Raw genomic sequence first — 24707 nt, 5'->3', positions numbered from 1 at the left:
GAAATTCATCGCAATGATCACGGGGTCGCGCACACCACCCAGACCGTGACGTGCGCGTCGTTGGTGTCGTTGACCGCGTGCCCGGTCCACGACGACGGCTGGTAGCCGAGGAAGGTGGGCGTCCCGATCGTGAAGATCGCGTTCGGGTCCGCTGCGGGCGCGATGGCGTCGAGGACTCCGTCGAAGCTGTGCGCGCCGCCGCTCACGGCCACCTCTCCGGGATTGCAGCTCGCCGTGACGGCCGCCTGATGTTCGCCGGAGTTGGCCCGCACCACGAAGCCACCCACGCCCTTGTCCCCCTTGTCGCCCTTGTCGCCCTTCGGTCCCTGTGGGCCGGCCGGGAGTTGGCCTGCCTTGAAGTCGCCGGCGAGGAGCGAACCGTTGGCCACCTGGTCGGTGCCGACCGCGTTGTCGGCCAGGTCCGCGCGCTTCACCTGACCATCCTTGATCGCTTTCGACGTGACGCTGTTCCGTGCCAACGTGACCGCGGCGTACGAGTTGCCGCCGAGCGAGACGACGAGGGCCGTCAACGCGACGAGCATGGCTGGAGACGGACGACGGACCGACATGGCTGAGCCCCCTTGTTTGCTCAGCCGACCCTATGCGGATCGGGGCCGCGGCGCATCGGGCGAACGCTGGATCTGGCGCGCGTGCGTCGCCCTATATGGGTTCTCGGGCGGCGGTCGCGGTCTCGTCCAGAAGGCCGCGCACCGCGGCTCGCGACGCGAGAAGAGCGACGACCAGCAACGTGACCGATATGAAGCCGCCGAGGCTCACCGCATCGCCGAAGACGAGGTCGACCAGTTCGAGGACGACGAGCTTGCTCCCGGCGGCGACCACCCAGAGCGACACCGCGGCCACGAGTTTGGCGCGTCGCGTGTCGGCGGCGCGAAGCCGGGTGAGGACCTTGCCCTTGAGCAGGATCACGACCTCCAGGGCGAGCTTGAGGAGCACCGCGGTCAAGAGCGAAAGCGTGAACGTCTCGCTGATGACCGACGGCTTGTACTGCATGGCGAGATTGAGGACGACCACGTAGACGAAGACGTCGATGACGTCCGCTGGGCGGGCGCGGGCCCAGCGACGGACCGGACCTCGCTGTCGGTGTCGAGACTGTGTCGCCACAGCGTGATGTTGTCGCATAGGAACGCGCCGCGGGTTTCCTGAGCGTCCTGACAGGCGGCGGAGAACCCGAAGGTCGTGATGCGAGGCGGTCGGCTGATCGTCAGTGGAGCAGTTGCGGGCAAGTGCGGAGCGCCGCTGCGGGTCTTCCGCACACTTGCGCGGCCGACGTAACGGCCGGCGCGAGCCGGGTTCGTTGTTCGTAGATCCACCGACCCCCGAGCCCGACACCTGTGAGCCAATGAAGAAGCGTCCAAAGCCCGCCCCGACCCACCTTGACGGCCATGAGCAAGCCTCGATCTGCATTCAGCTCGCGCTGGACGTGGTGTACGACCCGCGCCCGGACGATCGCGGGAACGTGATGGCGGTCGCCTTGGTCACCACGGAGCGCACGGTCGCGCTGGCGATCAACGCAAACTGAAACCAGGCCGCGCCGGGCTCAATAGAGTCGGCGTCCATGTCATCCGAATGGCGCCGCGTGGTGACGACTCGTGAAGGCCCGCCGCACGCAGGCGTCGGTGGCACCTTCTGCGGGCGGCCGCTCGTCGAGGACCCGCGCGGCCTCGCCGGCGCCGACGTCGCGGTGCTCGGCGCGCCGTTCGACGACGGGACCTCCAATCGCCCGGGCGCGCGGTACGGCCCGCGTGCGATCCGCGCCGCGGACGACGGCGGGAGCGGTTCCGCTCGTCCTCGGCGGTGACCACTCGCTCTCGCGAGCGAGTCGCTCGACCTGTGCGCGGCCGACGTCGTCGAGGTCTGCCCGCCGGCCGATCCCCAGGGCATCACCGCGCTGGCCGCAGAACGCGCCGCACTCGAGATCATCACTGGCATCGCCGTCCGGCGCAACGCGCGCTCAGCCCCGCGCGGGCGGAACCAGGTCATCGAGCAAAGTGCTGCCAAGGCAATGCAGCGGGCGGTGATCCACTTCGACGGCGGCGGGTGCTGATCGTCGGGCTCCACGTCGCGCTCAGGCAGGGCGACCGGCATGTGGTGGTCAGGAGCGACTCCTGCGCGGACCGGAAGGTCTACGCCTGGCCGACGACGTCGCAGACGTCAACGCTCACGAACGTTGCGGGCGCGCCCAGTACGCGGCACCCGATCCGGCCGTGCCCTGGATCATCGACACGCCGCCCTCCGCGATCATCGAACGGGTCTGCTCCTCCTGGCCAGGCGTGATCCTCACGCGGCGCGGGCGTGGCCGTGCTGCTGCTGCGCGAGGTCCGCGTCGGCCAGCACCTCCAGATCGTCGAGATGCAGAGCAGAAGCATGGGGTGGGCAGGAAAACCGTCCTCTGAGTCAAGTTTTCCTTGCCACCCCTGGCTCGTGGTGCGATGCGGTGGGTTGGGCTCGGCGTTCTCGGAGGGCGGCGTGCATCGGGGAGATGACAGGCGGGGAGGCGCCGCCAGCCACCGCCCCGCTGCTGTCGATCTCCCTGCCGGCTCAGACGGACGGACGGCCCCTCGAAGTCGGCGCTCCGCGGCTGCGTGCGGGGCCGTGTGCACCGAGGACCAGTCCACGCGGCCAAGCGCGAGCTCTCCGCAGCCACATCGCGTGCGAGCCTGAGGTCCTGCTCGCCGACGCGGGCAACTGGCACACCGAGCGGATCGAGCGCCTCGACGCCAGCGGCGCGGCGCCGCGCCGCGTCGCGCCGCGTCAGCCACCCCCGTCAGGTTCGCCCACGGCAGGAGCGTCGATGGCCTCGCGCGTGGAGCCACTGGCGCCGACGTCACTTCGCCAGAGCAGGTTCAGCGTCGCCTTGAGTTCGCGGCTCTGGTCCTCGGTCAGGACGGACTCGAACGCGCGCTCGGTTGCGGCCGCGGCCGCGAACATCGTCTGCACCAATGCCTGGCCGCGCGCGGTTGTCGTGACGAGCCGCGCGCGGCTGTCCTCCGGGTCGGGACGCAGTTCGAGGTAGCCGAGCCGTTCCAGATCGCGCAGCAGGTGGTTGATCGCCTGCTTGCTCGTGCCCGCGCGCTCTGCGATCACCGACGGGCGTTCGCCCTCTGGACCCGGCCACTGCAGCACGGGCCAGTGCGCGAGGCGGATGTCGTCGAACCCGGCCGCGGTGACCTGGTCGAGCATGTCGCGGTACGTGCGCTGAGAAAGCATGCGCAACAGCGCGGGCAGTCTGGGGGAGGGCTGGTCGGGCATAGTAAAAATCTGGTACGGTCTGGTGGTAAAAAGACTGTACTACGAGGAGCCAGCGTGAACGCAGCGGAAATGGACCGGCTGATCGAGCAGCATCTCGCCGCGGAGCGGGCGGGCGACGCGCACGCATCGATCGCCATGTACACCGAAGATGTCGAGCACGACGTGGTGGGCGCCCCGCACGGTCCGCTGCAGGGCCGCGACGCCGCGCGCGGCTTCTACGAGCAGCTCAACCGCGAGATCGCCACGGAGTCGATGACTCCGACGCGCACCTACCACGGCGAGGATTTCTGCGTGACCGAGCATCAGTGGACCGGGACCGTCCACGGCCACTTCCTCGGCATCCCCGGCCACGGGCGCCGGGTCTGCATCCGCATGCTGCACGTGTGGGAGTTCGCCGACGGCCGCATCAGCCGCGAGAACCTCTGGCTCGACGGCGGTTCCGCCGCGGCCCAGCTCAGCGCGCCGTGAGTCGTCGGCTGACGTGGCCGGACGGAACCATCTACACGATCACCCGCTCGAGCGCCGACACCGACGGCGTCCTACTCGAGATGGAGTGGCAGCTGCCGGCCGGCGGCTGGTCGCCGCAGCCGCACATCCACCCGCACATCACCGAGACCTACGAAGTGCTCGACGGCGAGCTCGAACTGCTGATCAACCGCTCATGGCGCCGCCTGCGACCAGGCGATCACGCCTCGGTCGAAGCCGGTGCCGTCCACACCTCCCGGGTCGGGGCGGCGCCCGCCCGGGTCCGCAACGTGCACCGGCCCGCGCGCGACTTCGAGCCCTACATCCGCGCGTTGTGCGCCACCGCCAACGCGCGCGACCTGGGCGACCTGAACGGCCCTCGCGCCCTGCTCTACATCGCCATGCTCGTCGACGAGTTCCCTGAGCACTCGCGAGCGGCACGGCAGGCGCTCCACCTGGCCACCGGTCCCCTGGCCACCGTGGCACGCTCCCTCGGGCTTAGACCCCTACACGCCCCAACGTCATGAACCGGTGATCCTAGGACTGGATGCGAGGGCGCTCGATCCCGACACGCCGGGCGCGCCGCACGGTCACGTACATGGCACGACGCGCACGCGGCCGGTCGTGCGCGGCGCCTTGAGGATGGCGACGGTGCAGCGCTTGCGCCGCACCGGGAGGGCGCGGGCGCGCGTACGGAACTCCAGCCCTTTGGTGAACCTGACGTTGCTGAATGTGAATTCGACGCCGACGCGCACGAGCGCGCCCGGCGAGACGCCTCGCCACCAGCGGCCCTTGTAGCGAACGCGCTTGCCGCCCGAGACGATCGTCCCGGCGTCGAGCTTTGCCCCGTGGCAGGGCGCCCCGACGCAGTATGCGAACTCGCGATACAGGTCACCGAAGTAGTCCGGCCAGACCACGGTCAGCCTCGTTGGGAAGCTCAGCCGCGGACCGAAGCGGACGACCCAGTGGTACTTGACCTTGGAGAGGTCGTCGAGCGGGGAGCGTGTGCAGCCCTCGAGCACATCGGTGTCATCGACCTGCGTGATGTCCGCGCCGCCGTTGCACACGACGACGTCACGCACGCCGCGATCGCCTGCGTCGACGAGCAGTTCGTTTCCCGGTGAGCCGGTGAGCCGGTCCGCGCCGGGTCCGCCGGCTGCGCTGGTCCCTGGGCCGGCGCTCAGCTGGTCGTTGCCCGGGCCGCCGTCGAGCGTCGCCGCGCCGGCGGAGACGAGCGTGTCGTCGCCGGCCATTCCGCTCGCCGAGGCGAGCGCGCCGGGCCCGAGCGAGATCTGATCGTTCCCGTCGCCGCCGTCGACGTCCAGCGGCTTGGAGGCCTCGACCACGAGCGTGTCGTCACCACCGCCGAGACCGATGCGAGACCGTTCCCACCCGTGACCGATCCCCGACCCTGCGAGTGGATGGGTGCAGCTCGCACCGCCGGGCACCGGAACACAGCCCTTGCCGGCGATCACGGTCGGCCCGAGCACGATCATCGTGTCCTCGCCCGGCGATACGACGCGAAGGTCGTCGGCTACGCCCTCGGTGTCCTCGAACGACAGCCACGAGATCACGTCGATCCCATCCAGGGTGACCACGCCGGCCCTGGCCGGGGCGCACAGCCACATCGCCAGGATCGCCGCCAACACCAGCACGCGTGCCACACCCGGACCTTAACCATGCGTCCGCCCGCGGCAATCGAGCTAGCCGAACCATGACGGGCCTTCGCCGAACGAGCCAAGCTCCCACACGGACCGTGCACCACTGCGCACGTTGCCGCTCATGTCTGGTTGGGCGGTCGCCCCAGAGTTCGCTCGGCGGTCGTCCATTGCGGTAGCGCGGGAACGGGAGGACTGTTTCCTGGGTCGCTCACGGTCAGGCCCTGGCCACCAGCCGCATCAACGGACCTCCCCGGGTTCGAGGACAAGCACCTCGGGTGGTTTGGCGAGCAGTTCGTCGAATCGCTCGCGGAAGGCGGTCAGGTGCGGCGCCGCGCTGTGGGCCTCGAACCCGGCCCGGTCGCTATAGCTCTCGAGGACTGCGTAGCGTGGCGGCGTCGCGCTGATGCGTCGGACGATGTAGCCGCGGTTGGCAGGCTCGGCGCGCGACGGCGCGACAAGGCCTGCGAGCACGGCGTGCACCGCATCGGCCTGGCCGTCGGCGGGTGTGAAGAGAGCGATGACCTCGTAGTCCGGCATGGCGCCGACGATACGTCGAGCGGGCCGCGGAGAGAAACAGCCCGCGGTTGTCACGTCACAATCGGGTGCCGTGCCCGAGCTGCGCCACATCCGCTATGCGGTCGCCGTCGCCGAGGAGCTCAACTTCACCCGCGCGGCAGCGCGAGAGGGCGTTTCTCAGCAGGTTCTGAGCGCGCAGATCCGGCAGCTCGAGGAAGAGTTGGGCGTGAGGCTCTTCGACCGCAGCACGCGCCAGGTCAGGGTCACCGAAGCCGGCGCCGCGGTGGCGGAACGGGGCCGAGCGCTGCTGCGCGAGGTCGAAGCGCTGTGGGAGGACATGCGACGCCACGGCACCGGCCAGGCGGGCGTCGTGCGTCTCGGCTTCTGGCGATCGGCTGCCTTCACTACCGCCCCGCGCCTGGTGGCGGCCATGGCTGAGGCCCATCCGGACGTGCGGATCGAGGTGTCCGAGCTGCCGTCTCCCGACCTGCCGCAGGCTCTGCGCGACGGGCGTATCGACGTCGGGCTCGCGCGCTGGACGACCAACACCGAAGGCCTGTTCGTGCAGGAGCTCGGCCGCCACGCGGCCGGGATCGTCCTGCGAGCCGACGACCCCCTGGCCGACCGCGCCGAGATCGAGCTGGGCGAGCTCGCCGACCGCAGCCTCTTGTTGCATGAGCGAGCCGCCCTGCCGGCCCGCTACGACGCGGTTCTGGCCGCCTGCGCGGCGGCCGGGTTCAGGCCGCGCATCGTCGCCCCTCGCCTGCCCTTCGACCCCACGTTCGCCGACGTCGCCGAAGGCCGCGCAGTGCTGCCGGCGTCAGCGTCGGTGCGGGCGTCGCTCCCGCCCGGTCTTCGTTGGATCCCTCTGGCGGACGACGTGCTGGAAGAACGGATCGACCTGATGTGGAGTCCGGCACACGCGGCCCCCGCCCGGGACGCGTTCTTGAGCGTGGCCCGGGCGCTTGCATGGCCCGCGCCGGCCCCTACGACAAGCGCCGCTGAGCCTGACGACGGCGGGGCGTCGGAACCCGAGTGAGGCAAAGCGCGACCCGTGCGGCTGCGATACCGAAGACCAGCGCGGGCGGCACGGAGGGTGCAACCGCACACATGAGGTGAGACCGCAGGTGGGCAAGCAGCTGCCGCGGGTGAACCGTCGAGACCGCCCTACGCGTGCTGCCAAGCCTGGCTCGCCTCGTAGATGACACCGGCGGGTGCGAACGGCTCGCCTGCAAGCGCGCGCCAACACGGCTGCCGGATCGTGCGGAGCATGACCATGTCCTTCGCATCTTGCACGACGGTGGGATCGAGCGAGAGGAGCTTGCCGATCACGCCCACGAACGTAAAGCCCGCCTCGACCTTGGCGAACTTCGTGTCGGACATCGCCCGCGTGTAGTCCGCGGCCCACTTGGCGAGCTCGGCGCTCGCTTTGGACAGGACGGCTTTTCGCTTGATCGCGTCCTCTCCAGCTTCGAGCAGTTCAAGCACGAGCGTCGTCCGCCACAGATCGAGCGCGAGCTTGGCCTGGCGAAAGGCCGGCTTGTCGCGCAACTCGACCACAAGTTCGAGTGGTGTGTCATCGGCCGGAACCGGGATGTGGTCCAGGATCAACTCCAGCGTGTCCTGTTCTGCCGCCTCACCCGCGGTGTCGACTGCGAGGGCCTTGAAGTCGTCGGCGGTTTGATACACGGGCACCGCGCTGACATCTCTCACCCCGTCCGGAACTGCTAGCGAGACCGAGCCGGCCTTGACAGCGTGGACGAGCTGCATGCGTGTACGCCATTCGGGACTGCCGTCAAGAAACGTTGCCGCCGACTCTCGAACGACGCCTGCCTCGTATTCGGCGAACCGTGCCGGATCCCACTCGAATCGCACGGCGGCATCCGCATCCGCGAGAAACGCTATGTCGGCCTCGAGAGTTTCGATCTCCTTGGCATCGAGCCGGCCGAACGGCTGACTCGGCACCGGCACGACTACCCGGTCGAAGAGCACAAGCGCCCGCCGGAACGTCGCTCGCCGGTGGTCATAGATCGAGAAGGTTGCCCACTGCTCGGACACACTCGAAGACTCGTCGCGGGACGGTCGTCGTGTCAAGCCCAGGTACCGCTAGAGCGACGAGACGGCTCACCACAGCCGGGAAACGCCGGGACGCGCTCGCTCAATCGCGCAGTGGAGCAATGGGCCTGACTACCGCGTCTCGTCCAATGCGAACAGCGCGCCCGACCGCCGAGGCACTATCGATCCTGCCTCGGAGGACCAGCGCGGCGAGCGGCAACGGAACAACTCGGCGCGCTGCGCCGTGTCGTCCTGAGCGCTACTACTTTGAAGAGCCCACAGCCCCGATCGGGCCGAGCTTGTCGATCAGCCATTCGCCCGTCGCGGTACGTCGCAGCTGGACCGTGTCGATCTCGAGGCCGTCTTTCGAGAGCGTGGCGGCCGCTCGGTCGCCGCTCATGGCGATTTTCTGGACCGTCGCGCCGCGGTGCTCCCATGCCCAGCCCTTGCCCGAGGGCGTGCTCGAGGCGGGTAACAACCACGCTTTGCAGGCCTCGGTGGGCTTGCCGCCCACCAGTTGGCACCCTATCTGCTTGCAGACGGACGGGGCCGTGTAGGCGTTGCAGGCCTGCTCGGTGGAGGCGAACACGCGCGCCCAGTTGTTGGCTGTCTCGGCGATCTGCCTCCTCGCTCCCGACCACGCGACGGGGAAGCTCACGGACGCGACGATGCCGACTGACTGGCGGTCGAGCCGGCACCAGCTCGAGACGTCGCGCGGGAAGCGGTAGCTCAGGCTCGTCTGGCCGGCCGGCCAGCGCCGGAAGACTGTGATCTCGCTTCGCGGATCACCCGACGGCGCGGCGACGTTCGTGCCGCAGGTCGCGCTGATCTCCGCGCCGCTGACCGCTTCGAAGGTCGCGTTGGGCCTATTTGGGAGCAGCTGCACCGTCAGTACCCGGCCGTCGAGGCTGAAGCGCACGCCGCGCTCGACGTCGGTGGCGACGAGCTTCTTGCCCGGCGGCACCGCCGGCCGTTCGACGTCGGACTCCCGCGCGACGGTCAAGACAACCGCGAAGAGGGCAGCGACCACGGCGAGTGCCACCAGCGGGCGTAAGCGGCCGAGCACCGGGCGCAGCCGGCCGAGCCCCGGGCCGCGTTCGCGCCGGTCTTCGATCGCCGCCACGCGTTCGAGTTCGGCGCGCAACCGGTCCAGGTACCACGGCTGCCGATGACCCGTCATCCCCGCCTCCCCCACTGCCGCCGCAGGCCGGCCAGGCCGCGGCTCACGCGCTGACGGACAACGGCCTCACTGACGCCCTGCGTCACCGCGATGTCGGCATACTCACCCTCGTCGACGATCCGGGCCAGGACCGCGGTGCGCTGATCCGCGGGCAAGTCCTGCAGCAGTTCGACGACGACCGACGCCTCGGCCAGCGCGTCGATGCGCGCGACATCGTCGTCGGTGACCTCGACGGGGCGCATCGCGAGTCGCGTCCGCGCGCGGCGTTCGGCATAGCCGGACCGCAACGCCGAGTTGAGCTTGTTGGACGCGATCGCCAGCAACCACGCATGCGCGGACTCGTCCTTGGACCGATACCGGCGGCGGCCGCTGAGCGCCGCCGCGAACACCTCCGCAGCCAGGTCCGCCGCCGCCTCGCCATCGGGGCTGCGCCGCCGCAAGAACCCGAGCACCCACTCCGCATGACGGTCATAGAACACCGCGAACGCCGCCGCATCGCCCTTCAACAGCAGCTCCCGATCCGTGGCCTCGTGGTTGACCATCACCCCATCAGTCGCAGCAGACCGCACCTTGTGACCGAAGTCAACGACACGAGCACGATCGCCGGCCGGCGCGCTGTCGCGTTCGTCTGAAGGGAGCAGCGAGCCCGAGCATCCCGCCGACTGTCCCGACGCTCTTGAGATCGTCGACAAGCAGCAGTTCGCTTCTCGTCCAAGGCGGCAGCGGCGAACCGTCGCCCGAAGGCAAGCGTCGATGGCGAGCTCGGCGAGTCGAAGCTCCGGCGGATTGCTCGCCGGTGCCAATACGTCCCCCAGGACAAGCTGTCACGTCCAGGGACCGGAGCCGTCCGAGCGCTATGACGGTCACAGAGGACGGGCCGTCAGGTGGTGCGGGGATGGGCGGCGCGGGCCGCGGTCACTCCGGGTGATTGCCCGCCGGGTCGTCCGTGGCCGCGTCGTCCGGCTGCGGGGTGCCCGCATCGCCGGCGCCCGGCTTATCGCCGCCGATGGCCGCCGTGTGCGTCGTCCCATCTTTGAACACGATGGTGACTTCGACCGGTTCGTCCTCGACGGGTTCGGCCATCGGCGACTGCGTGGAGGCCAGCTCCTCGAAGCCAGATCGCGAATACACCTCGATGTTGCTGGTGCCGGAGATCGCCAGGTCGTCGACGTCCTCGGCGATCACTGCCACCAGCGAAGGGTGCGGGCGCTTGTCGTCCGGGTCGTCTGGCTCCCCCCAAGGGCGGTCGAGATCGTGCATCGTCACCGCGTCGGCGGTGACCTCCGCCGTCGCGCCGATCAGCGGGACCGTGATCGACCGCCAACGCTCATCCCGCGGCACGTCGGCCTGATCGTCCTCGAACACGAATTCGACGTGCACCCAGCCGTCACGGTCGTCGTACACCTGCACGTCAAGCAGATAGCCCCAATCCCATGGGACCAGTTGGTCCTCCAACTCGCGCCCGCGGTGGCACAGGACAACCTGGTGCTCGCGCAGGTGCTCGACCGCCAGCCACGTCGGGAGCGTCCTTACGGCGGCTGGGCGCGTGAGTTCGACGAGGATGTCTCGCAAGTCGGGCGCCCAGAAGGTGAACGTTGGCCGCATCGGTACGCCCGCCCAGGAACGGTCGTCAGGCCCGCGGTAATCGGGACGCACCGTACGAACCAACTGCGTGACGGTGTCGGCGGCCTGCGCGTCGTCGACACCGCGCTGCGCGATCTCGGCGTCGTAGTCGGCGCGTCTTTGCGCTTTGGCGGCGTCCCGCTCGGCGCGCTCCTCGGCCGTTGCGTCCAGCAGCCATTGCAGCGCATCACGGCGGGTGCTGGCGGTGTGCGTGCGGCCGTCGTCGAGTGTCGCTGTCCACGTCGGTGGCTTGGCAACGGTGCGCTCGACATCGCCGAGAGCAAAGCCGCCGAGGGAGACGCATGTCCCGGCCAACGTCATCTCGTGTTCGCCCACCGTCACGGTGGTGCGGCGCGGATGATTGGATTCGTCGTGCATCGAAGTTCTCGGTGGCGCGCCCCCGGCCGTCCGGCCGGCGGCGAGGCGATTCATAGATCGGATCGTGCACCACCATCAACACCGCCGAGGCGCGATGGTTGCCAGGGATTGTCGCCGTCGGTCACATCACGCGGCGGTTCCCCAGCCTGCCGTCGCCGCATTACGCCGTCGACGGCGCCCCGAAGCCGAATCCCGCGCGGGCTGGGACCGTGGCAGGGCGGGTTGGCATCCGCCGGGCATCGGGCCGAACGGATCGCGCGGCCCGCTGCTCCGTTCCATGTGCGAATCGACGCACGCAACACTGCGTCTCTGTCGGCGACGCGATAGTGCCGGACATAGTGAGTGCGGCGCTGGGTCTTCGGTCCTCGACTTCTTTTGCTTCTGGCTCTCCGCCTAGGGACACAGGGGACCCGCGCTCACCCCAGAGAGCCGTACGGGTCGTCGAACAACCCTCCGGCGAGCCGAAGGGCCCGCTCAGCGGTCGGAGAGTTCGCGATCCTCCTTCAGCCACGCGATGCCCTGTGCGGTCAGGGCCCAGCCGCCATCGGGCACCCGCGCGACGAGGCCGTCGTCACTGAGCGTCTGCAGGTTCAACGGTGTGCGCATGTCGCCGTGCCCACGGCCGATCGCCCGGTCGAGGTCGACCACGCGCACACCGACGTCCGCAACGCCGTCCGACAGGCGCCACAACGCTTCCAGAAGGCGGACCAGATCTCGCCGGCTCACGTACTGATCCTCGCACGCCTCGCGATCGTCGAGAGGAACGGGGCGGCAACGGTCACGAGTTCGCCGACCGCCGATCAGGCGGGTTCGTTATGGTGCACCGATCGGTGCACCATAACCCGGCCTCGGTCGAGGAGGAGCGCATGGCTTCGACGGTTCTCTATACGTCAATCCCGCTCGACGGGTTCCGCCCACGGGGCGCGTGAGCTCGATGCCGGCCGCTCGACAAAGCCTGCGCGTGCTGCAGGGCCGCTTCGTCCTCACTCGCGTGACCGACGTGCGCACGGTGGCATTCGAAGCCGATCTCCTCGCGCTCGTGCTCGGCCCGGACGGGGGTGCCACGATGCGGCGCGACGACAAGGCCGAAGACGCGTGGGCGGCACTTTGGAACGGAGATGACGCGCACGACCCGGAGGCGACGGGCATGCTGAGCGCCATCGTGGCGCCACTCGCCGCCGCCGAGCTCCCGGTCTGGACCGCTGCGAGCTACGACGGAGACCTCGTCCTGGTTCCGGCTGGGCGGCTGGAAGAAGCCGTGCACGTGCTGCGCCGTGCCGGCCACCACGTGGCTCACGAGTAGCGATATAGTGCACCGATCGGTGCACTATCGCCAACGCTCGACGCGACGTTCTTCGCGCTCTCGGACCCCACTCGGCGGGACATTCTGGAACGCCTGGGACGCGGCCCCGCGACGCTGAGCCAGCTCGCGAGGCCGTCGGGCCTGACCCTCAACGGGATCAAGAAGCACGTCGGGATCCTCGAGCTCGCCGGCCTCGTCGAGACCGAGAAGGTGGGGCGCGCCCGCGAGTGCCGGCTCGGCCCGGCCGGGGCGCTCGGCGAGGCGGGCGAGTGGATCGAGGCCCACCGCCGCGCCTGGGAGGGCCGGCTGGACCGCTTCGAGCGCTTCGTGGAGCGCTCGGGTTGAGCCGCGAGCTCCGCTACGAGCGCCTGATCCAGGCGTCGCCCGCGCGCGTGTTCGACCTGTTCACGAGCCCGGCGGGCCAGCGCGAGTTCTACGGCAAGGACGAGCCAGGTTGGGTCGTGCACTCGCGCTGCGAGCTGCGCGTAGGCGGCGCCTGGGAGATCGACTTCGGCCCGTCGCCGGGCGAGCTCTACCGGCACCGGCACGTGTTCGAGGCGATCGAGCGCCCCCGCCACCTGCTGCTGGCCACGACCGAGACCCGCCTCGACGGGTCCAGGCTCGCCTTCAGCACCGAGTTCACGTTCGTGCCCCGAGACGGGGCGACTCTGATGACGATGGTCCAATCGGGCTTCCCGTCCGACGAGCTACGCGACGAGCACGCCCGCGGCCTCTCGCACGCGTTCGATCGACTGGCAGGGGCGCTGTAGACCTGAGGAAGGGGACCGCATGGCAAAGTCGATCCTGTACATGTCGATGTCACTCGACGGGTTCATCACCGGACCGGATGACGGCCCGCGCAACGGGCTGGGGACCGGAGGGCACCGGCTGCACGAGTGGCTCGGCGAACCCGTCTCCGAGCGGCCGCACTTCGCGCCACAGGGACTGAGCGGGCAGGTCTTCGCCGAGGCGATGGCGACCGGCGCGGTCGTCGTCGGGCGCAAGACGTTCGACTACGCCGGTCATTGGGGCGGCGACCATCACGGCGTGCCGATCTTCGTGCCCACCCGCGGCGCCCCCCGGAACCGCAGAGCGACTGGGTCCACTACATGCCCGACGCCGCGAGCGCGATACGCGAGGCCAAGGCGGCCGCCGACGACCAGGACGTGATGGTGCACGGCGCCGACCTCGCGCAGTCGCTGCTGCGCGAAGGGCTGCTCGACGAGATGGAGATCCACCTCATCCCGGTCGTGCTCGGCGACGGGCGGCGGCTGTTCGGCACAGACCGCATAGAACTCGAGCCGACGCGCGTGCTCGAAGCGGCCGGCGTCACGCACCTGCGCTACCGGGTCACGTCATGAGCGGCCGTGAGACATCGGGCTCGATGTCACAGGTGTGGTTCGTGACGGGAAGCTCGCGCGGTCTGGGGCGCGCACTCGTCGAGGTCGCGCTCGAAGCCGGTGATCGCGTGGCGGCGACGGCGCGTCACCCCGAGCGGTTGAACGACCTCCTCGACGACTACGGCGACGCTCTGCTTCCCATGCAGCTCGACGTGACCCACTACGACGCGGCCGCCCGCGTGGTCGCTCGGGCAAAGGAGACGTTCGGTCGCATCGACGTCGTGGTCAACAACGCCGGGTACAGCGACCTGGGCTCGTTCGAGGACACGACGATCGACTCGTTCCGGACCCAGATCGACACCAACTTCTACGGCGTCGTGAACGTCTCCAAGGCGGTTGTGCCGGTGCTGCGCGAACAGGGCGGTGGTCACATCTTCCAGGTCGCGTCGCTCAGTGCACGCGTGTCCGGCGCAGGCCTGACCGCCTACGAGGCGGCGAAATCGGCCATCGCCGGGTTCTCCAGCGGTCTCGCCCGGGAGATCGCTCCGTTCGGGGTCAAGGTCACGATTCTTGAGCCAGGCGGCATGCGCACTGACTGGGCCGGCTCGTCGATGACGATCCCGCAGCCCAGCGTCCCGTATCAGCCGACGATCGAGGCGTTCGCCGAGCTGGTGCGCGCCGGCTCTGGTCAGGAGGCGACGGACCCGCGTCGCGTCGCCCAGGTGGTGCGCGACCTCGCCGGCCTCGACGATGCGCCCGTGCGTCTCCTGCTCGGCGCCGATGCCGTTCCGATGGCGCGGCAGGCAGCACAGGAGCTCGCCGCCAGCGACGAGGCCTGGCGAGAAGTCAGTCTGAGCGTCTCCGATGGGACCTAGACTCGCGCTCGTGACCGACGGCGACTGGAGGGATGGCGGGTTCAGGCAGCGTCGGCCCTCTGCGGAGACTCTCGCCTGGGTTGCGGCGTCGATGGGTCGGGGCAGTCGCGTCGTCGGCTATCGCCGATTGACCGGTGGCGTCTGCTCCGCCGTGCATCGGCTGACGGTCGAGCGGCGTGGAGAGCGAACATTCGTCGTACTGCGGCAGTACCCGGGCGGGCTTGGCCTGCAGAGGAGCTTGGAGAAGGAGATCGCCAACCTTGGCGTCGTGGCCGGAAGCGGGCTCCCGGTTCCGAGCATCCTGGCCACCGATGTTGCCGGTGCTTCGACTCAGGGCGCGCCATCGTTGCTGATGACACGGTTGCGGGGGCATCTTCACCTCAATCCGGCGGAACCTCGGTCGTGGATGACGAGGATCGCGGAGCTTGCTGTATCGCTGCATTCCCTCGATCTCCCCGCGAAGTCGTTCAGACCTTGGACGGACTCCTGGATCGCTCCTCTAGACGGGTTTCAGGTGCCGGTCGACGCACAGAAGCCGGCTGTGTGGAAGGCGGCGTTCGGTGTCATGGCGGCGCCGCCGCCAAAGGACACTGCCGTCTTTCTGCACGGCGATCTCCTGCCCGTCAACATGCTGTGGTCGCGCGGGAGGATTACCGGGCTCACCGACTGGAACTCCATCCATCGCGGGGCGCGCGCGATTGACGTCGGGCACTGTCGGCGATACTTGGCGGCGCTCTACTCGCCCGAGTGGGCGGAGCAGCTTCGGTCGCTCTATGAGTCGATCGCCGGGGTGACTCTCGCTCCGTGGTGGGACCTGTATGCCCTGCTGCACCATGACAACAGCGCGCCGAAGTGGATCCGGGGTCAGGTCGCTGGGCGCCGTCCCGTCGATGTGCCCGGCATGACATCCCGGCTCGAGGTCGCTATCGAGACAGCGCTACGGCGCCTTGGATAGCGAAACTCCACACTAGTCGTCGTACATCGCGAGTCGCCAGAGGTGCGGGCTGAGCTCCGCTTCGCGTGGGAAATTCGGATCGGCAGTGGTGCCGTGAAGCAGCTGATGAACCACGTTGCGCGGCCCGTCGGGGCGCATCCAGTCGTACGTCGGTAGCACGACTTGAATCTCCGCGCCGAGCAGCAGTGCCTGCTCGTGCGTTGCCGGTGGCGCACCGACGCTGAACGTCAACACGGTGTCCTCGATCGCGATCAGGACGGCGTCGAAGCGTCGCTCCCAGGAACGCAACACCGCGGAGATCTCAGCGGTCGTCACTTCGGACTCGCAGAACGGGTCGAGCACGGCGATCGCGTCCGCCGGGTGCGAACACGGCAGGAGCATCAGGCGGTGACCGGTGTAGCTGCGCAGCGGAGCGAAACGCTTCTCGGGAGCGAGTGCCGTGCTCCAGACGGAGGCGGGCGCGAGCCCCGGACCGTCGAGGCTCAGTCGGTCGCCGTAGGAGGACGTCGTGTCCCAATGCGCGGCGATGACGTCAGCGGCATCGAGTGCGTCAACGGCGTCGACCCCGCCTCCCCCGGATACTTCCTCCTCGTCGTACAGGTCACTCGTTCCCCAGGCGAGGGGCCACAAGCCGGTCTCCGAGAAGGCGCGCGCGTGCGTGACGCAGGCGCCGGCGACATCGTCGACGACGCCGTCGCTCAACCAATACGCCTGGTCGCGGTACCACTCGCCGGGAGGGAGCTCGTCACTCATGATGCGAGGCTAGTCGAGCCCTCGCAGGCGGCAAGTGGGACTGGACAGGTGTCGTCGTGTCCCTTTGCCGGCGGCGGCCGGCCTGACCGCGGTCGCCCGCGGCCGGCCCGCGATCGCCGTTCGCGCGTCAGTCCTCGTCGATCTTCTTGCCCGACGGCGACATGACGTACCACTCGGCGCCGAAGCCGTCGATGCCCTGGCCCTTGGTGTCGCCGGCCTTCTTGTCCTGCACGAAGTAGTAGACCGGGTGGCCCTTGTAGGTCACCTGCGTCTTGCCGTCGGCGCGCTTGGTGGTGCCGAGCAACGACGCCTTGGCCTTGCCGGCCGCCTTTGGCTTGCCGGTCGTCAGCAGCGGCGGCCACGCGGTCGCGCAGTCGCCCGAGCACGTGCTCTTCTTGGTCTTGTCCTTCTCGAACAGGTAGAGCGTGCGGCCGTTGGTGCCGACCAGGAACGTACCGAGTTTGCCGTGCCGGGTCTTCACGGTTGCGGCGTCCCCGGCCGCGCTCCCGGTGGCGGTGACGACGAGGGCGAGCCCCGCGACGACGAAGAGCGATGCCAACACACGACGCATGCTGAACCTCCTGCTTGACCTTCGGTTCACGTCATACGCGACCACCGACGAGCCGGTTCAGCACCCCCGGACGGGTCATGAGCGGCGTCTGAGCCCGGAACTAGCGATCCATCCGCACTCCGGTGCAGAACGTGAAGATGCCGCCGGTGCTGCCGGAGGCTGGGAAGTGGCAGTCGAGCAGGACCTCGTCCCGCGCGATCTGGAGGTTCTGGATGATCACGAGCAGCTCATCCGGCTGCGAGTCCAGCCACGCCGTGCCCTTGCTGAGCGTGGCCGCGGCGCCGTGGAAGATGTTCGCCCCGCCGCTGTCGCCGTCGAGCGCCAGGGTCTGGTTGGCGGTCGTGTTGCGGACCACGACGCTCTGGTCGAAGTCGGTGTTCCCGTCGGTCTCCACGCGCAGGCCCATGTCGGGGTAGTCGAGGATCGTCTGCACGGTGGGCGAGGTCGACTCCGCCGCGCCCACCCGGAAGCGCTCTGTCCCCGTGAACGCGGACGCGGCTTTGCCGCCGACGGTGTCCGCGTCACCGGCATGCGTCGCGCCGTCGGCCGTCGCCGCGTGCGTCGCGTTGTCGGCCGTGGCCGCGTGCGTCGCGTTGTCGGCCGTCGCGGCGTGCGTCGCGTTGTCGGCCGCGGCCGCGTGGGCGGCCGTCGCCGCGCTCGGCACCGTACCGAGCTTGGTCACGTCGACCTGCGTCGCCGTCAGCGCGTGCTTCTTCACCCGATCGCCCGGGATCGAGTTCTTCTTGATCTTGCTGCCGCTGATCACGCTGGTCGCGGCGACGCTCGTGCCCCCGAGCGCGATGAAGAGCGCCAGCGTGGCGACCACGTTGGCATAAGTGAGGCGGGTTCGAAGCATCCGCCCACGTTCCCGAAATCCGGAAGAAGGCTCGATGAGAGCGAGCGCTTACGCGTGCGCCTGGGCCGCGACCCGCAGGGCGTCGCAGAACGCCATCACGGCGGGAACGCGGTCTGCGACTGGCGGCAGGACGGCGGAGATGTGCCGCCGGAGCACCGGCGAGACGACCGGCCGCACGGTGACGCCCTCGGGCTTGCCCACGAGCGCCAGCTCCGGGACGAACGCCACGCCCACGCCCGCCTCGACCAGCGCGAGCATCGCCGGGTAGTCGTCGGTCTGCATGCCGATCGTGGGCGAGATGCCCGCCAGCTCGCAGACCCGTGACGTGAAGGCCGCGCAGCCCGGCGTCGCGCACCGGATCCACGGGCTGTCGGCGAGCGCACGGACGTCGAGCGCCTCGACGTCACGCAACGGGTGCGTCGCGGGCAGCGCGGCGTGCATCGGCTCCTCGAGCAGCAGCACGGTGTCGAGCCCGGTCGTCGGCGCGATCCGCGCCACGTTGTAGTCGATGACCAGCGCCAGGTCCGCCTCGCCGTCGCGGATCGCCGCGACCGCGGCGTCGTTCTCGGCGACGATCAGGCTCAGCGAGACGTCGGGATGCGAGGTACCGAACGCCGCCATCGCCGCGGGCACGAACCGGGTCGCGGCGCTGGAGAACGCGGCCACCCGCAGCGGTCCGCCGTTCCCGCTGCGCAGCGCCTCGAGCGACGATTCCGCCTCGGCCAGCTGCGACAGGATCGCCGTGGCGCGGTCGGCCAGCAGTCGCCCCGCCGCGGTCAGGCGCATGCCCCGCGCCTCGCGGACCAGCAACTCGGTGCCGGCCTCGCGCTCGAGCGCGGAGAGCTGCTGCGAGACGGCCGAGGCCGTGTAGCCGAGCTCGGTCGCCGCGGCCGCGATCGACCCGGTCCGCGCCACCGCCTGCAGAGCGCGGAGACGGCGGGCGTCGAGCATCAGCGGATCTTACGTCTGCCGTCAGACCTTCGAACGGCGGCCGGTGTGTCCGCCATGACAACGTGTACGTCTGCGATGAAGCTGCTCGGGCGCACGCGCGAATGCCAGGTGCTCGACCGCCTGCTGCTCGGCGCGCTCGAGGGTGAGAGCGGCGCGTTGATCCTGCGTGGCGAGGCCGGCATGGGAAAGACCGCGCTGCTCACGTACGTGACCGACAAGGCGCAGGGCTGGCGCGTGGCGAAGGCGGTCGGCGTGGAGTCCGAGATGGAGCTCGCCTATAGCGGCCTGCACCAGCTGTGCGCGCCGCTGCTGGACGAGCTCGAGCGGCTCCCGCCGCCGCAACGCGACGCGCTCGCGACGGTCTTCGGCCTGAGCACAGGGCCGCCGCCGGACCGGTTCCTGATCGGCCTCGCCGCGCTGACGCTGTTCGCCGAGACGGCGGAGCGCCAACCGCTGCTGTGCATCGTCGAGGACGCCCACTGGCTCGACCAGGCATCCGCGCAGGTGATCGCGTTCGTGCTGCGCCGCCTGCTCGCGGAGCGGATCGCGGTCGTGTGCGCCGCACGGTCGGGCATCGGCGACCACGTGCTCCAAGGCGTGCCCGAGCTCGCGGTGGAAGGTCTGAACGACAGCGACGCCCGCGCGCTGCTGCTGCGCAACATCCACGCCCCGCTCGACGTCGCCGTCTGCGACCAGATCGTCGCCGAGAGCCATGGCAACCCGCTCGCGCTCCTCGAGCTCCCGCGCACGTGGGCGGACGGCGACCTCGCGGGAGGCTTCGCGGTCCCGGACAGCCGGCCGGTCAGCGGCAAGGTCGAGCGCAGCTACGCCCAGCGGATCGCGGCGCTCGCCCCCGAGACCCGCCTGCTGGTCATCGCCGCCGCGGCGGAGCCGCTCGGCGACCCGCTGCTCCTGCACCGCGTCGCCGGGACGCTGGAGGTCGACATCTCCGCCCTGGACCCCGCGGTCAAGGCCGGGTTGCTGAAGATCGGCGCCCGCGTGCACTTCGCGCACCCGCTCGTCCGCTCGGCCGCCTACCGCTCGGCGCCCGCGGCCGACCGCCACCGCGTCCACCACGCGCTCGCGCTCGCCACCGATCCCGAGACCGACCCGGACCGGCGGGCGTGGCATCGCGCGCGCGCCACGCCCGGCCTCGACGAGGAGTCGGCGGTCGAGCTCGAGCGCTCCGCGGGTCGCGCGCAGTCGCGCGGCGGACTGGCGGCGGCGGCGCTGTTCCTCCAGTGGGCGGTGATGCTGACGGCGGACCCGCTGCGGCGGACGGAGCGGGCGCTGGCGGCCGCGCGGGCGAACCTCGACGCCGGCCGCTATGACATCACGCGCGACCTCCTCGCCAGCGCCCAGACCGGGCCGCTCGATCCGTTCCAGCAGGCGCGGGTGGACATCCTGCGCGGACAGGTGGCCATGTTCTCGGCCTTGAGCGGCGAGGCGTCGACGTCACTGCTCAAGGCGGCGCAGCGCCTCGAGTCGCTCGACGCCGGGCTCGCGCGCGAGACCTACCTGGACGCCTGGTTCGCGGCGCTGATCGCCGGGAACGCCAGCCTGCTGGACGTCTCCCGCGCCGCACGCCAAGCGCCCGGCGCGACTCAACGGCCCTCCGATCTGCTGCTCGACAGCCTCGCGACATTGACGACGGATGGGCGCCGCGCCGCGGCGGCATCGCTCGAGCGCACGACGTCGGCGTTCACCGACGAGGCGTGCCCCGAGGACGCGATCCTGCGCTGGAACTCGCTGGCGGTGATGGCCGCCTGGACGCTGTGGGACGACGAAAGCGCCCTGCGGCTCTGCGAGCGGGCGCTGCAGGTCACCCGCCGGACGGGCGCGCTCGCCCGCCTGCACATCGAGTTGAGCGCGTTCGCCGTCGAGGCCATGCGCTGCGGCGAGTTCGCGAACGCGTCGCGGGCGATCGAGGAGTTCCACGAGGCGAGGGCCGCGATCGGAGGCGTCGTCGGTTCCTCCCTGCCGATGCTGCTGGCCGCCTACCAGGGGCGGGAGACGGAGGCGCGGGAGCTCATCCGCACCGTGGCCGACGATGCCGTGGCGTCCGGCAAGACCTCCCTTCTCGAGCGCTGCCACTTCGCCCGCGCCATCCTCTGCAACGGGCTCGGCCTCTACGAGGAGGCGGCGGCCGCCGCGCAGCACGCGGCGGACCACATGCCGCGCATGTACATGTCGTCGTGGGCGGCGGTCGAGCTGCTCGAGGCCGCCACCCGGGCCGGGCAGCCGGATCGGGCGCGCCTCGCGCTCGATCGCATCCTCGAGTCCGCCGACCACGTGCCCAACGACGCGGCCCAGGGCATCGCGGCGCGCTCGCGTGCCCTGGTGGCCGAGGGCGACGAGGCGCAGCGGCACTACGAGGATGCGATCGAGCGACTGGGGAGGAGCCGGCTCCGGCCCGAGCTCGCCCGCGCGCACCTGCTCTACGGCGAGTGGCTCGGGCGCGAAGGACGCCGCGCCGACGCCCGCGAGCACCTCCGCCGCGCCCACGACCAGCTCGCGGCGATCGGGATGGGGGCGTTCGCCGAGCGTGCGCGGATCGAGCTCGTGGCGACCGGGGAACGGGTGGGCAAGCGGCGCGAGGGGACGCGGGCCGACCTGACCGCGCAGGAGCTGCAGATCGCCCGGCTGGCCCGTGAAGGCCTGTCCAACCCGGAGATCGGCGCGCGGCTGTTCCTCAGCGCCCGCACCGTCGAGTGGCATCTCGGCAAGGTGTTCACCAAGCTCGACATCAGCTCACGACGGCAGTTGCGCGACGCGTTCGGAGAGGTCAGCGTGTGAAGATCGCCTCCGGGAGGAGCGCGCTCACGATGTATTGGCCGCCGTCGACGATCTCGGAGATCTTGAGGTCGACGACGAGGCTGCAGAGCAGGTAGGCGTCCTGGGGGCTGAGGCCGTACTTGCGGCCGAGGTGGTCGATCATCGCCCGGATGGCGTCCTGGGCCGCGACGTAGAGGTCGGCGTTGACGCCGGTGGTCCCGTAGAACGGCGCGGTGTCGACGCGCGGGGTGAGCGGGCCGGGCGTCGAGAACTGCGGCGCCGGGATCGTCATGTCCTTCTCGAGCGTGAAGCGCAGCGACGCCATCATCGGCGACTCGATGGCGGTGACACAGACCTCGCCGTCGCCCTGCGCCGCGTGGGCGTCGCCGCACGAGAACAGCGCACCCTCGACCTGGACGGGGAAGTAGACGGTCGAGCCGCGGACGGTCTGGCGGATGTCCATGTTGCCGCCGAACGTGCCGGGCGGGAGGATGTCCTGTTGGTGCGCGCCGGCGGGGCAGACGCCCATCGTGCCGAAGTACGGCGCGAGCGGGATCACGATGTCCTCGCGGAAGTACGCGACGTCGCCGTGGGAGAGGTCGAAGATCTTCATGTAGGCGTCGGGGAACTCGTCCGGGAGCAGGCCGTTGCCCGGGATCACGCCGGTCCAGCCCCAGCCCTGCGTGTGGATGTCGACCACCTCGACCGCGAGCGTGTCGCCCGGCATCGCGCCGGCGACGTGGATCGGGCCGGTGAGCGGGTATGCGCGGTCCCAGTCGAAGTTCGCGAGCGCGCTGATGTCCGCGCCGGGGGTGATCTGGTTGTCGCTGACATCGCGGGTCCAGACGATCACCGTGTCGCCCGGCTCGATCTCCAGCGTCGGCGCGTTGTCGACGTCCCACTTGTAGTGGACCACCTCGTCGCGCAGGTAGTGGGTCTTGGGGGTGGTGGCGATGGCCATGCTGGGCTCCTACTCGTGGATGAGTTGCCGGAGGTTGGTGGCGGCGACCTCGAGGAGCTCGTCGCCGTTGCCGGAGAGGACGCTGCGGGTGGCCCAGAGCGCGAAGCCCTTGGCCTGGCCGGCGGTGATGCCCGGCGGGAGCGCCAGCTCCTGGCGCGCGACCGGGACGTCGATCAGGGACGGACCGTCGTGGGCGAACGCGTCGCGCAGCGCGTCGTCGAGCTCGCCGGGGTGCTCGACCCGCACGCCGTGCAGTCCGATGGCGCGGGCGACATCGGCGAAGTCGGGGTTGTCGAGGTCGGTGCCGTACGTCGGGATCCCGTTGGCCTTCATCTCGAGCTCGACGAACGACAGCGCGCTGTTGTTGAACACGACGACGTTGATCGGGAGCCGGTGCTGGCGCAGCGTGAGCAGCTCGCCGAGCAGCATCGCGAGGCCGCCGTCGCCGGAGAGCGCGATCACCTGCCGCCCGGGCTGCGAGGCCTGGGCGCCGATCGCGTGCGGCAGCGCGTTGGCCATCGTGCCGTGGATGAAGGAGCCGATCAGCCGCCGGCGGCCGTTCATGCGCAGGTAGCGGGCCGCCCACAGCGTCGGGGTGCCGACGTCGGGGATGAACACGGCGTCGTCGGCCGCGGCGCGGTCGATCGCCGCCGTCAGCGCCTGCGGGTGGATCGGGCGGTTGGCGCTCTGCGAGCGCGCGAGCGCGTCGAGCTTGGCGCGGGTGCGCCGATAGTGGTCGCGCATCTGGTCGAGGTGATCCGCGTCGCGGCCGTCGCGCAGCAGCGGCAGCAGCGCCTGGATCGTGTCCTTCACGGTGCCGACGAGCGGGACGTCCACGTGCACGCGCTTGCCGATCTGCTCCCCGCGCACGTCGACCTGCACGACCCGCGCGTGCTCGGGGAAGAAGTCCCGGTACGGGAAGTCGGTGCCGAGCATCAGCAGCGCGTCGCAGTGCTCCATCGCCCGGTAGCCGCTCGCGAACCCGAGCAGGCCGGTCATGCCGACGTCGTTCGGGTTGTCGTACTCGACGAACTCCTTCCCGCGCATCGCGTGCACGACCGGCGCCTCGAGCGCGCCCGCGATCGCGATCAGCTCGTCGTGCGCGCCCTCGCACCCCGCGCCCGCCAGGATCGTCACGCGCGCCGCGCCGTTGAGCACCTCCGCGGCGGACTGCAGCGCGTACGGATCCGGCATGACGGCCTTCTTGGCGGCGCGGATCACCGTGGGCCGGGCATCCGGCGCGGCGCGCAGGAAGATCTCGCCCGGGATCGTCACGACCGCGACGCCGCGGCGTTCGACGGCGTGCCGCATCGCGATCTCCAGCACGCGCGGCAGCTGATCCGGCACGCTGACGAGCTCGGAGTAGACGCTGCACTCGCGGAACAGCTCCTGCGGGTGCGTCTCCTGGAAGTAGCCGCCGCCGATCTCCTCGCGCGGGATGTGCGCCGCGATCGCCAGCACGGGCACGCGGCTGCGATTGGCATCGAAGAGCCCGTTGATCAGGTGCAGGTTGCCGGGCCCGCAGCTCGCCGCGCACACGGCCAGCTCGCCGGTCAGGGTCGCCTCGGCGGCGGCCGCGAACGCCGCCGCCTCCTCGTGGCGGACGTGCACCCAGGCGATGTCACGGTCGCGGTTCAGCGCGTCGGTGAGACCGTTCAGCGAGTCGCCGGGCAGCCCGTAGATCCGCCGCACGCCCGATGCCTCGAGCGTGTCGAGGATCGCGTCGGCGACGGTCATGGCAGCACCCGGAACGCAGCCGCCGTGGCCGTGCCGTAAACGAGATGCGCGCTGAGGTCCTTCGCGAGCGTTGTGAGGTCGTACTTCCAGATCGGCTTGTAGACGCCGAGCAGCGGGAGCGTGACGTAGCCGCTCGCCCACACGCTCGCGCCGAACGGCGGGCCGTAGCGCAGCTTCGGCGATGTGGCGAGCAGCCCGAACGGCGCGCCCGCCGACATCCCGTAGCCCCAGTGCGTGGCGTTGTTGACGAGTCGCGCGTACTTGGGCGAGAGCTCGCGGCGCGTGAGCGTCTCGATCATGCGCTTGCCGACCTTCGCCGGCGCGGGCGCGTCCTCCCAGCTCGCCAGGCCGGCCGAGGACTCCCAGGCGCCGAAGCCGCTCTCCCCGCCTTCGCGCCGGTAGCGGCGGTAGAGGAAGAGGTCCATCGAGAGCGTGCCGAGGGCACTCGCGGCGACGCCGCGCGTGACGTGCTTGATCACTGC

31 protein-coding genes and 1 pseudogene are annotated in these 24707 nt (G+C 70.3%); 14 read left to right on the top strand and 18 right to left on the bottom strand.

Annotated features, from left to right (window positions below):
- Positions 1–17: 17 nt before the first annotated feature.
- Positions 18–542 (bottom strand): hypothetical protein, encoded by a 525-nt coding sequence (locus tag G569_RS0114970; protein ID WP_028063997.1) that lies wholly within the window; start codon positions 540–542, stop codon positions 18–20.
- 118 nt (positions 543–660) lie between these two features.
- Positions 661–1122: a hypothetical protein gene (locus G569_RS48605; RefSeq protein WP_157592052.1), complete on the bottom strand. Its 462-nt coding sequence runs from the start codon at positions 1120–1122 to the stop codon at positions 661–663.
- A 238-nt stretch (positions 1123–1360) separates the two neighbouring features.
- Here G569_RS48605 and G569_RS0114960 point away from each other — a divergent pair, with 238 nt between their 5' ends.
- Genes G569_RS0114960 through G569_RS66370 form a run of 3 tightly spaced genes read left to right on the top strand, consistent with a single transcriptional unit; the run spans position 1361 to position 2065 of the window.
- A complete protein-coding gene (locus G569_RS0114960) occupies positions 1361–1540 on the top strand; it encodes a hypothetical protein (RefSeq protein WP_028063996.1) in 180 nt (59 codons plus the stop codon).
- A 36-nt stretch (positions 1541–1576) separates the two neighbouring features.
- Positions 1577–1819 (top strand): arginase family protein, encoded by a 243-nt coding sequence (locus G569_RS62620; protein WP_037496647.1) that lies wholly within the window; start codon positions 1577–1579, stop codon positions 1817–1819.
- 30 nt (positions 1820–1849) lie between these two features.
- Positions 1850–2065 (top strand): hypothetical protein, encoded by a 216-nt coding sequence (locus G569_RS66370; protein ID WP_371683468.1) that lies wholly within the window; start codon positions 1850–1852, stop codon positions 2063–2065.
- Between the two features lie 707 nt (positions 2066–2772).
- Here G569_RS66370 and G569_RS48600 read toward each other — a convergent pair.
- Entirely contained in the window at positions 2773–3228 is a 456-nt protein-coding gene (locus G569_RS48600) for a MarR family winged helix-turn-helix transcriptional regulator (RefSeq protein WP_211233000.1), read from the bottom strand.
- 96 nt (positions 3229–3324) lie between these two features.
- On the opposite strand from G569_RS48600, the gene G569_RS0114940 reads away from it, so the two are divergent.
- Positions 3325–3738 (top strand): nuclear transport factor 2 family protein, encoded by a 414-nt coding sequence (locus tag G569_RS0114940; RefSeq protein WP_211232999.1) that lies wholly within the window; start codon positions 3325–3327, stop codon positions 3736–3738.
- The gene (locus tag G569_RS58030) at positions 3735–4262 is read left to right on the top strand and encodes a cupin domain-containing protein (protein WP_053226392.1); all 528 of its coding nucleotides are present in this window, start codon (positions 3735–3737) and stop codon (positions 4260–4262) included. The genes G569_RS0114940 and G569_RS58030 overlap by 4 nt, the downstream gene beginning before the upstream one ends.
- 63 nt (positions 4263–4325) lie before the next feature.
- Here G569_RS58030 and G569_RS0114930 read toward each other — a convergent pair whose 3' ends face one another.
- On the bottom strand, positions 4326–5399 hold the full coding sequence (locus G569_RS0114930; protein ID WP_028063993.1) for a calcium-binding protein: 1074 nt from the start codon (positions 5397–5399) through the stop codon (positions 4326–4328).
- 234 nt (positions 5400–5633) lie between these two features.
- On the bottom strand, positions 5634–5933 hold the full coding sequence (locus tag G569_RS48590; protein ID WP_053226391.1) for a putative quinol monooxygenase: 300 nt from the start codon (positions 5931–5933) through the stop codon (positions 5634–5636).
- Positions 5934–6003: 70 nt separating this feature from the next.
- Here G569_RS48590 and G569_RS48585 point away from each other — a divergent pair, with 70 nt between their 5' ends.
- Positions 6004–6951, top strand: coding sequence for a LysR family transcriptional regulator (locus tag G569_RS48585; RefSeq protein WP_053226390.1), 948 nt, complete (start codon positions 6004–6006; stop codon positions 6949–6951).
- A gap of 128 nt (positions 6952–7079) precedes the next feature.
- Here G569_RS48585 and G569_RS0114915 read toward each other — a convergent pair whose 3' ends face one another.
- The 5 genes from G569_RS0114915 to G569_RS0114895 form a co-directional block, all read right to left on the bottom strand.
- Positions 7080–7970, bottom strand: coding sequence for a hypothetical protein (locus G569_RS0114915; protein ID WP_028063992.1), 891 nt, complete (start codon positions 7968–7970; stop codon positions 7080–7082).
- Positions 7971–8229: 259 nt separating this feature from the next.
- Positions 8230–9147 (bottom strand): hypothetical protein, encoded by a 918-nt coding sequence (locus G569_RS0114910; protein ID WP_157592051.1) that lies wholly within the window; start codon positions 9145–9147, stop codon positions 8230–8232.
- Positions 9144–9689 carry an RNA polymerase sigma factor gene (locus G569_RS58025; RefSeq protein WP_053226389.1) on the bottom strand — a complete coding sequence of 182 codons (546 nt, stop codon included), beginning with the start codon at positions 9687–9689 and terminating at the stop codon, positions 9144–9146. The genes G569_RS0114910 and G569_RS58025 overlap by 4 nt, the downstream gene beginning before the upstream one ends.
- 373 nt (positions 9690–10062) lie before the next feature.
- On the bottom strand, positions 10063–11202 hold the full coding sequence (locus G569_RS0114900) for a hypothetical protein (protein WP_028063990.1): 1140 nt from the start codon (positions 11200–11202) through the stop codon (positions 10063–10065).
- A 420-nt stretch (positions 11203–11622) separates the two neighbouring features.
- Positions 11623–11874 (bottom strand): helix-turn-helix domain-containing protein, encoded by a 252-nt coding sequence (locus G569_RS0114895; protein WP_157592050.1) that lies wholly within the window; start codon positions 11872–11874, stop codon positions 11623–11625.
- Positions 11875–12082: 208 nt separating this feature from the next.
- On the opposite strand from G569_RS0114895, the gene G569_RS0114890 reads away from it, so the two are divergent.
- The 4 genes and pseudogenes from G569_RS0114890 to G569_RS0114880 all read left to right on the top strand — a co-directional run bounded on the left by G569_RS0114890 (position 12083) and on the right by G569_RS0114880 (position 13221).
- Entirely contained in the window at positions 12083–12451 is a 369-nt protein-coding gene (locus G569_RS0114890) for an ACT domain-containing protein (protein WP_028063988.1), read from the top strand.
- A gap of 15 nt (positions 12452–12466) precedes the next feature.
- A pseudogene (locus G569_RS66365) lies at positions 12467–12643 on the top strand (ArsR/SmtB family transcription factor); the annotation flags it as partial.
- An 18-nt stretch (positions 12644–12661) separates the two neighbouring features.
- Entirely contained in the window at positions 12662–12796 is a 135-nt protein-coding gene (locus G569_RS65985) for a hypothetical protein (RefSeq protein WP_306765016.1), read from the top strand.
- Entirely contained in the window at positions 12793–13221 is a 429-nt protein-coding gene (locus G569_RS0114880; RefSeq protein ID WP_028063986.1) for an SRPBCC family protein, read from the top strand. Before G569_RS65985 ends, G569_RS0114880 begins: the two co-directional genes overlap by 4 nt.
- A gap of 49 nt (positions 13222–13270) precedes the next feature.
- Here G569_RS0114880 and G569_RS64605 read toward each other — a convergent pair whose 3' ends face one another.
- Positions 13271–13477, bottom strand: a complete 207-nt coding sequence (locus G569_RS64605; protein WP_211232998.1) for a hypothetical protein — start codon at positions 13475–13477, stop codon at positions 13271–13273.
- Positions 13478–13560: 83 nt separating this feature from the next.
- On the opposite strand from G569_RS64605, the gene G569_RS64600 reads away from it, so the two are divergent.
- From G569_RS64600 to G569_RS58020, 3 genes are read left to right on the top strand one after another with little or no spacing between them, the layout of a single operon-like run.
- Positions 13561–13812 (top strand): dihydrofolate reductase family protein, encoded by a 252-nt coding sequence (locus G569_RS64600; protein ID WP_211232997.1) that lies wholly within the window; start codon positions 13561–13563, stop codon positions 13810–13812.
- 23 nt (positions 13813–13835) lie between these two features.
- Positions 13836–14666: an SDR family NAD(P)-dependent oxidoreductase gene (locus G569_RS0114870; RefSeq protein ID WP_028063985.1), complete on the top strand. Its 831-nt coding sequence runs from the start codon at positions 13836–13838 to the stop codon at positions 14664–14666.
- Positions 14667–14676: 10 nt separating this feature from the next.
- Complete coding sequence (locus tag G569_RS58020; protein WP_028063984.1) at positions 14677–15621, top strand: phosphotransferase family protein; 945 nt, start codon at positions 14677–14679, stop codon at positions 15619–15621.
- A gap of 12 nt (positions 15622–15633) precedes the next feature.
- Here G569_RS58020 and G569_RS0114860 read toward each other — a convergent pair whose 3' ends face one another.
- From G569_RS0114860 to G569_RS0114845, 4 genes are all read right to left on the bottom strand, one after another.
- Positions 15634–16374 carry a DUF4253 domain-containing protein gene (locus G569_RS0114860; protein ID WP_028063983.1) on the bottom strand — a complete coding sequence of 247 codons (741 nt, stop codon included), beginning with the start codon at positions 16372–16374 and terminating at the stop codon, positions 15634–15636.
- A gap of 127 nt (positions 16375–16501) precedes the next feature.
- A complete protein-coding gene (locus G569_RS0114855; RefSeq protein ID WP_028063982.1) occupies positions 16502–16945 on the bottom strand; it encodes a COG4315 family predicted lipoprotein in 444 nt (147 codons plus the stop codon).
- A 100-nt stretch (positions 16946–17045) separates the two neighbouring features.
- Positions 17046–17801: a hypothetical protein gene (locus G569_RS0114850; RefSeq protein WP_157592049.1), complete on the bottom strand. Its 756-nt coding sequence runs from the start codon at positions 17799–17801 to the stop codon at positions 17046–17048.
- Between the two features lie 48 nt (positions 17802–17849).
- On the bottom strand, positions 17850–18752 hold the full coding sequence (locus G569_RS0114845; RefSeq protein ID WP_028063980.1) for a LysR family transcriptional regulator: 903 nt from the start codon (positions 18750–18752) through the stop codon (positions 17850–17852).
- Between the two features lie 75 nt (positions 18753–18827).
- On the opposite strand from G569_RS0114845, the gene G569_RS48560 reads away from it, so the two are divergent.
- Positions 18828–21548, top strand: a complete 2721-nt coding sequence (locus G569_RS48560; protein WP_157592048.1) for an ATP-binding protein — start codon at positions 18828–18830, stop codon at positions 21546–21548.
- Here the strand turns inward: G569_RS48560 and G569_RS0114835 are convergent.
- The 3 genes from G569_RS0114835 to G569_RS0114825 are packed head-to-tail and all read right to left on the bottom strand — an operon-like array spanning position 21538 to position 24704.
- Complete coding sequence (locus tag G569_RS0114835) at positions 21538–22488, bottom strand: acetamidase/formamidase family protein (RefSeq protein WP_037496636.1); 951 nt, start codon at positions 22486–22488, stop codon at positions 21538–21540. The genes G569_RS48560 and G569_RS0114835 overlap by 11 nt on opposite strands.
- 9 nt (positions 22489–22497) lie before the next feature.
- Positions 22498–24225, bottom strand: a complete 1728-nt coding sequence (poxB, locus tag G569_RS0114830; RefSeq protein ID WP_028063978.1) for a ubiquinone-dependent pyruvate dehydrogenase — start codon at positions 24223–24225, stop codon at positions 22498–22500.
- On the bottom strand, positions 24222–24704 hold the full coding sequence (locus tag G569_RS0114825) for a hypothetical protein (protein ID WP_028063977.1): 483 nt from the start codon (positions 24702–24704) through the stop codon (positions 24222–24224). The genes poxB and G569_RS0114825 overlap by 4 nt, the downstream gene beginning before the upstream one ends.
- Between the last annotated feature and the right edge of the window lie 3 nt (positions 24705–24707).

The sequence above is a fragment of the Solirubrobacter soli DSM 22325 genome, from assembly GCF_000423665.1.
GTDB classification, from domain to species: Bacteria; Actinomycetota; Thermoleophilia; order Solirubrobacterales; family Solirubrobacteraceae; genus Solirubrobacter; species Solirubrobacter soli.
This window is presented reverse-complemented; position numbering and strand designations above follow the sequence as displayed.

What these genes read in the sequence shown, in the direction of transcription:
- G569_RS0114970 (WP_028063997.1), bottom strand. Translation starts at nt 542, where the DNA reads ATGCTCGTCGCGTTGACGGCCCTCGTCGTCTCGCTCGGCGGCAACTCG.
- G569_RS0114960 (WP_028063996.1), top strand. Translation starts at nt 1,361, where the DNA reads ATGAAGAAGCGTCCAAAGCCCGCCCCGACCCACCTTGACGGCCATGAG.
- G569_RS62620 (WP_037496647.1), top strand. Translation starts at nt 1,577, where the DNA reads ATGTCATCCGAATGGCGCCGCGTGGTGACGACTCGTGAAGGCCCGCCG.
- G569_RS48600 (WP_211233000.1), bottom strand. Translation starts at nt 3,228, where the DNA reads ATGCTTTCTCAGCGCACGTACCGCGACATGCTCGACCAGGTCACCGCG.
- G569_RS48590 (WP_053226391.1), bottom strand. Translation starts at nt 5,933, where the DNA reads ATGCCGGACTACGAGGTCATCGCTCTCTTCACACCCGCCGACGGCCAG.
- G569_RS0114910 (WP_157592051.1), bottom strand. Translation starts at nt 9,147, where the DNA reads ATGACGGGTCATCGGCAGCCGTGGTACCTGGACCGGTTGCGCGCCGAA.
- G569_RS58025 (WP_053226389.1), bottom strand. Translation starts at nt 9,689, where the DNA reads ATGGTCAACCACGAGGCCACGGATCGGGAGCTGCTGTTGAAGGGCGAT.
- G569_RS0114900 (WP_028063990.1), bottom strand. Translation starts at nt 11,202, where the DNA reads ATGAATCGCCTCGCCGCCGGCCGGACGGCCGGGGGCGCGCCACCGAGA.
- G569_RS0114890 (WP_028063988.1), top strand. Translation starts at nt 12,083, where the DNA reads ATGCCGGCCGCTCGACAAAGCCTGCGCGTGCTGCAGGGCCGCTTCGTC.
- G569_RS64605 (WP_211232998.1), bottom strand. Translation starts at nt 13,477, where the DNA reads ATGACCGGCGTAGTCGAACGTCTTGCGCCCGACGACGACCGCGCCGGT.
- G569_RS64600 (WP_211232997.1), top strand. Translation starts at nt 13,561, where the DNA reads ATGCCCGACGCCGCGAGCGCGATACGCGAGGCCAAGGCGGCCGCCGAC.
- G569_RS0114870 (WP_028063985.1), top strand. Translation starts at nt 13,836, where the DNA reads ATGTCACAGGTGTGGTTCGTGACGGGAAGCTCGCGCGGTCTGGGGCGC.
- G569_RS0114860 (WP_028063983.1), bottom strand. Translation starts at nt 16,374, where the DNA reads ATGAGTGACGAGCTCCCTCCCGGCGAGTGGTACCGCGACCAGGCGTAT.
- G569_RS0114855 (WP_028063982.1), bottom strand. Translation starts at nt 16,945, where the DNA reads ATGCGTCGTGTGTTGGCATCGCTCTTCGTCGTCGCGGGGCTCGCCCTC.
- G569_RS0114850 (WP_157592049.1), bottom strand. Translation starts at nt 17,801, where the DNA reads ATGCTTCGAACCCGCCTCACTTATGCCAACGTGGTCGCCACGCTGGCG.
- G569_RS0114845 (WP_028063980.1), bottom strand. Translation starts at nt 18,752, where the DNA reads ATGCTCGACGCCCGCCGTCTCCGCGCTCTGCAGGCGGTGGCGCGGACC.
- G569_RS48560 (WP_157592048.1), top strand. Translation starts at nt 18,828, where the DNA reads ATGAAGCTGCTCGGGCGCACGCGCGAATGCCAGGTGCTCGACCGCCTG.
- G569_RS0114835 (WP_037496636.1), bottom strand. Translation starts at nt 22,488, where the DNA reads ATGGCCATCGCCACCACCCCCAAGACCCACTACCTGCGCGACGAGGTG.
- poxB (WP_028063978.1), bottom strand. Translation starts at nt 24,225, where the DNA reads ATGACCGTCGCCGACGCGATCCTCGACACGCTCGAGGCATCGGGCGTG.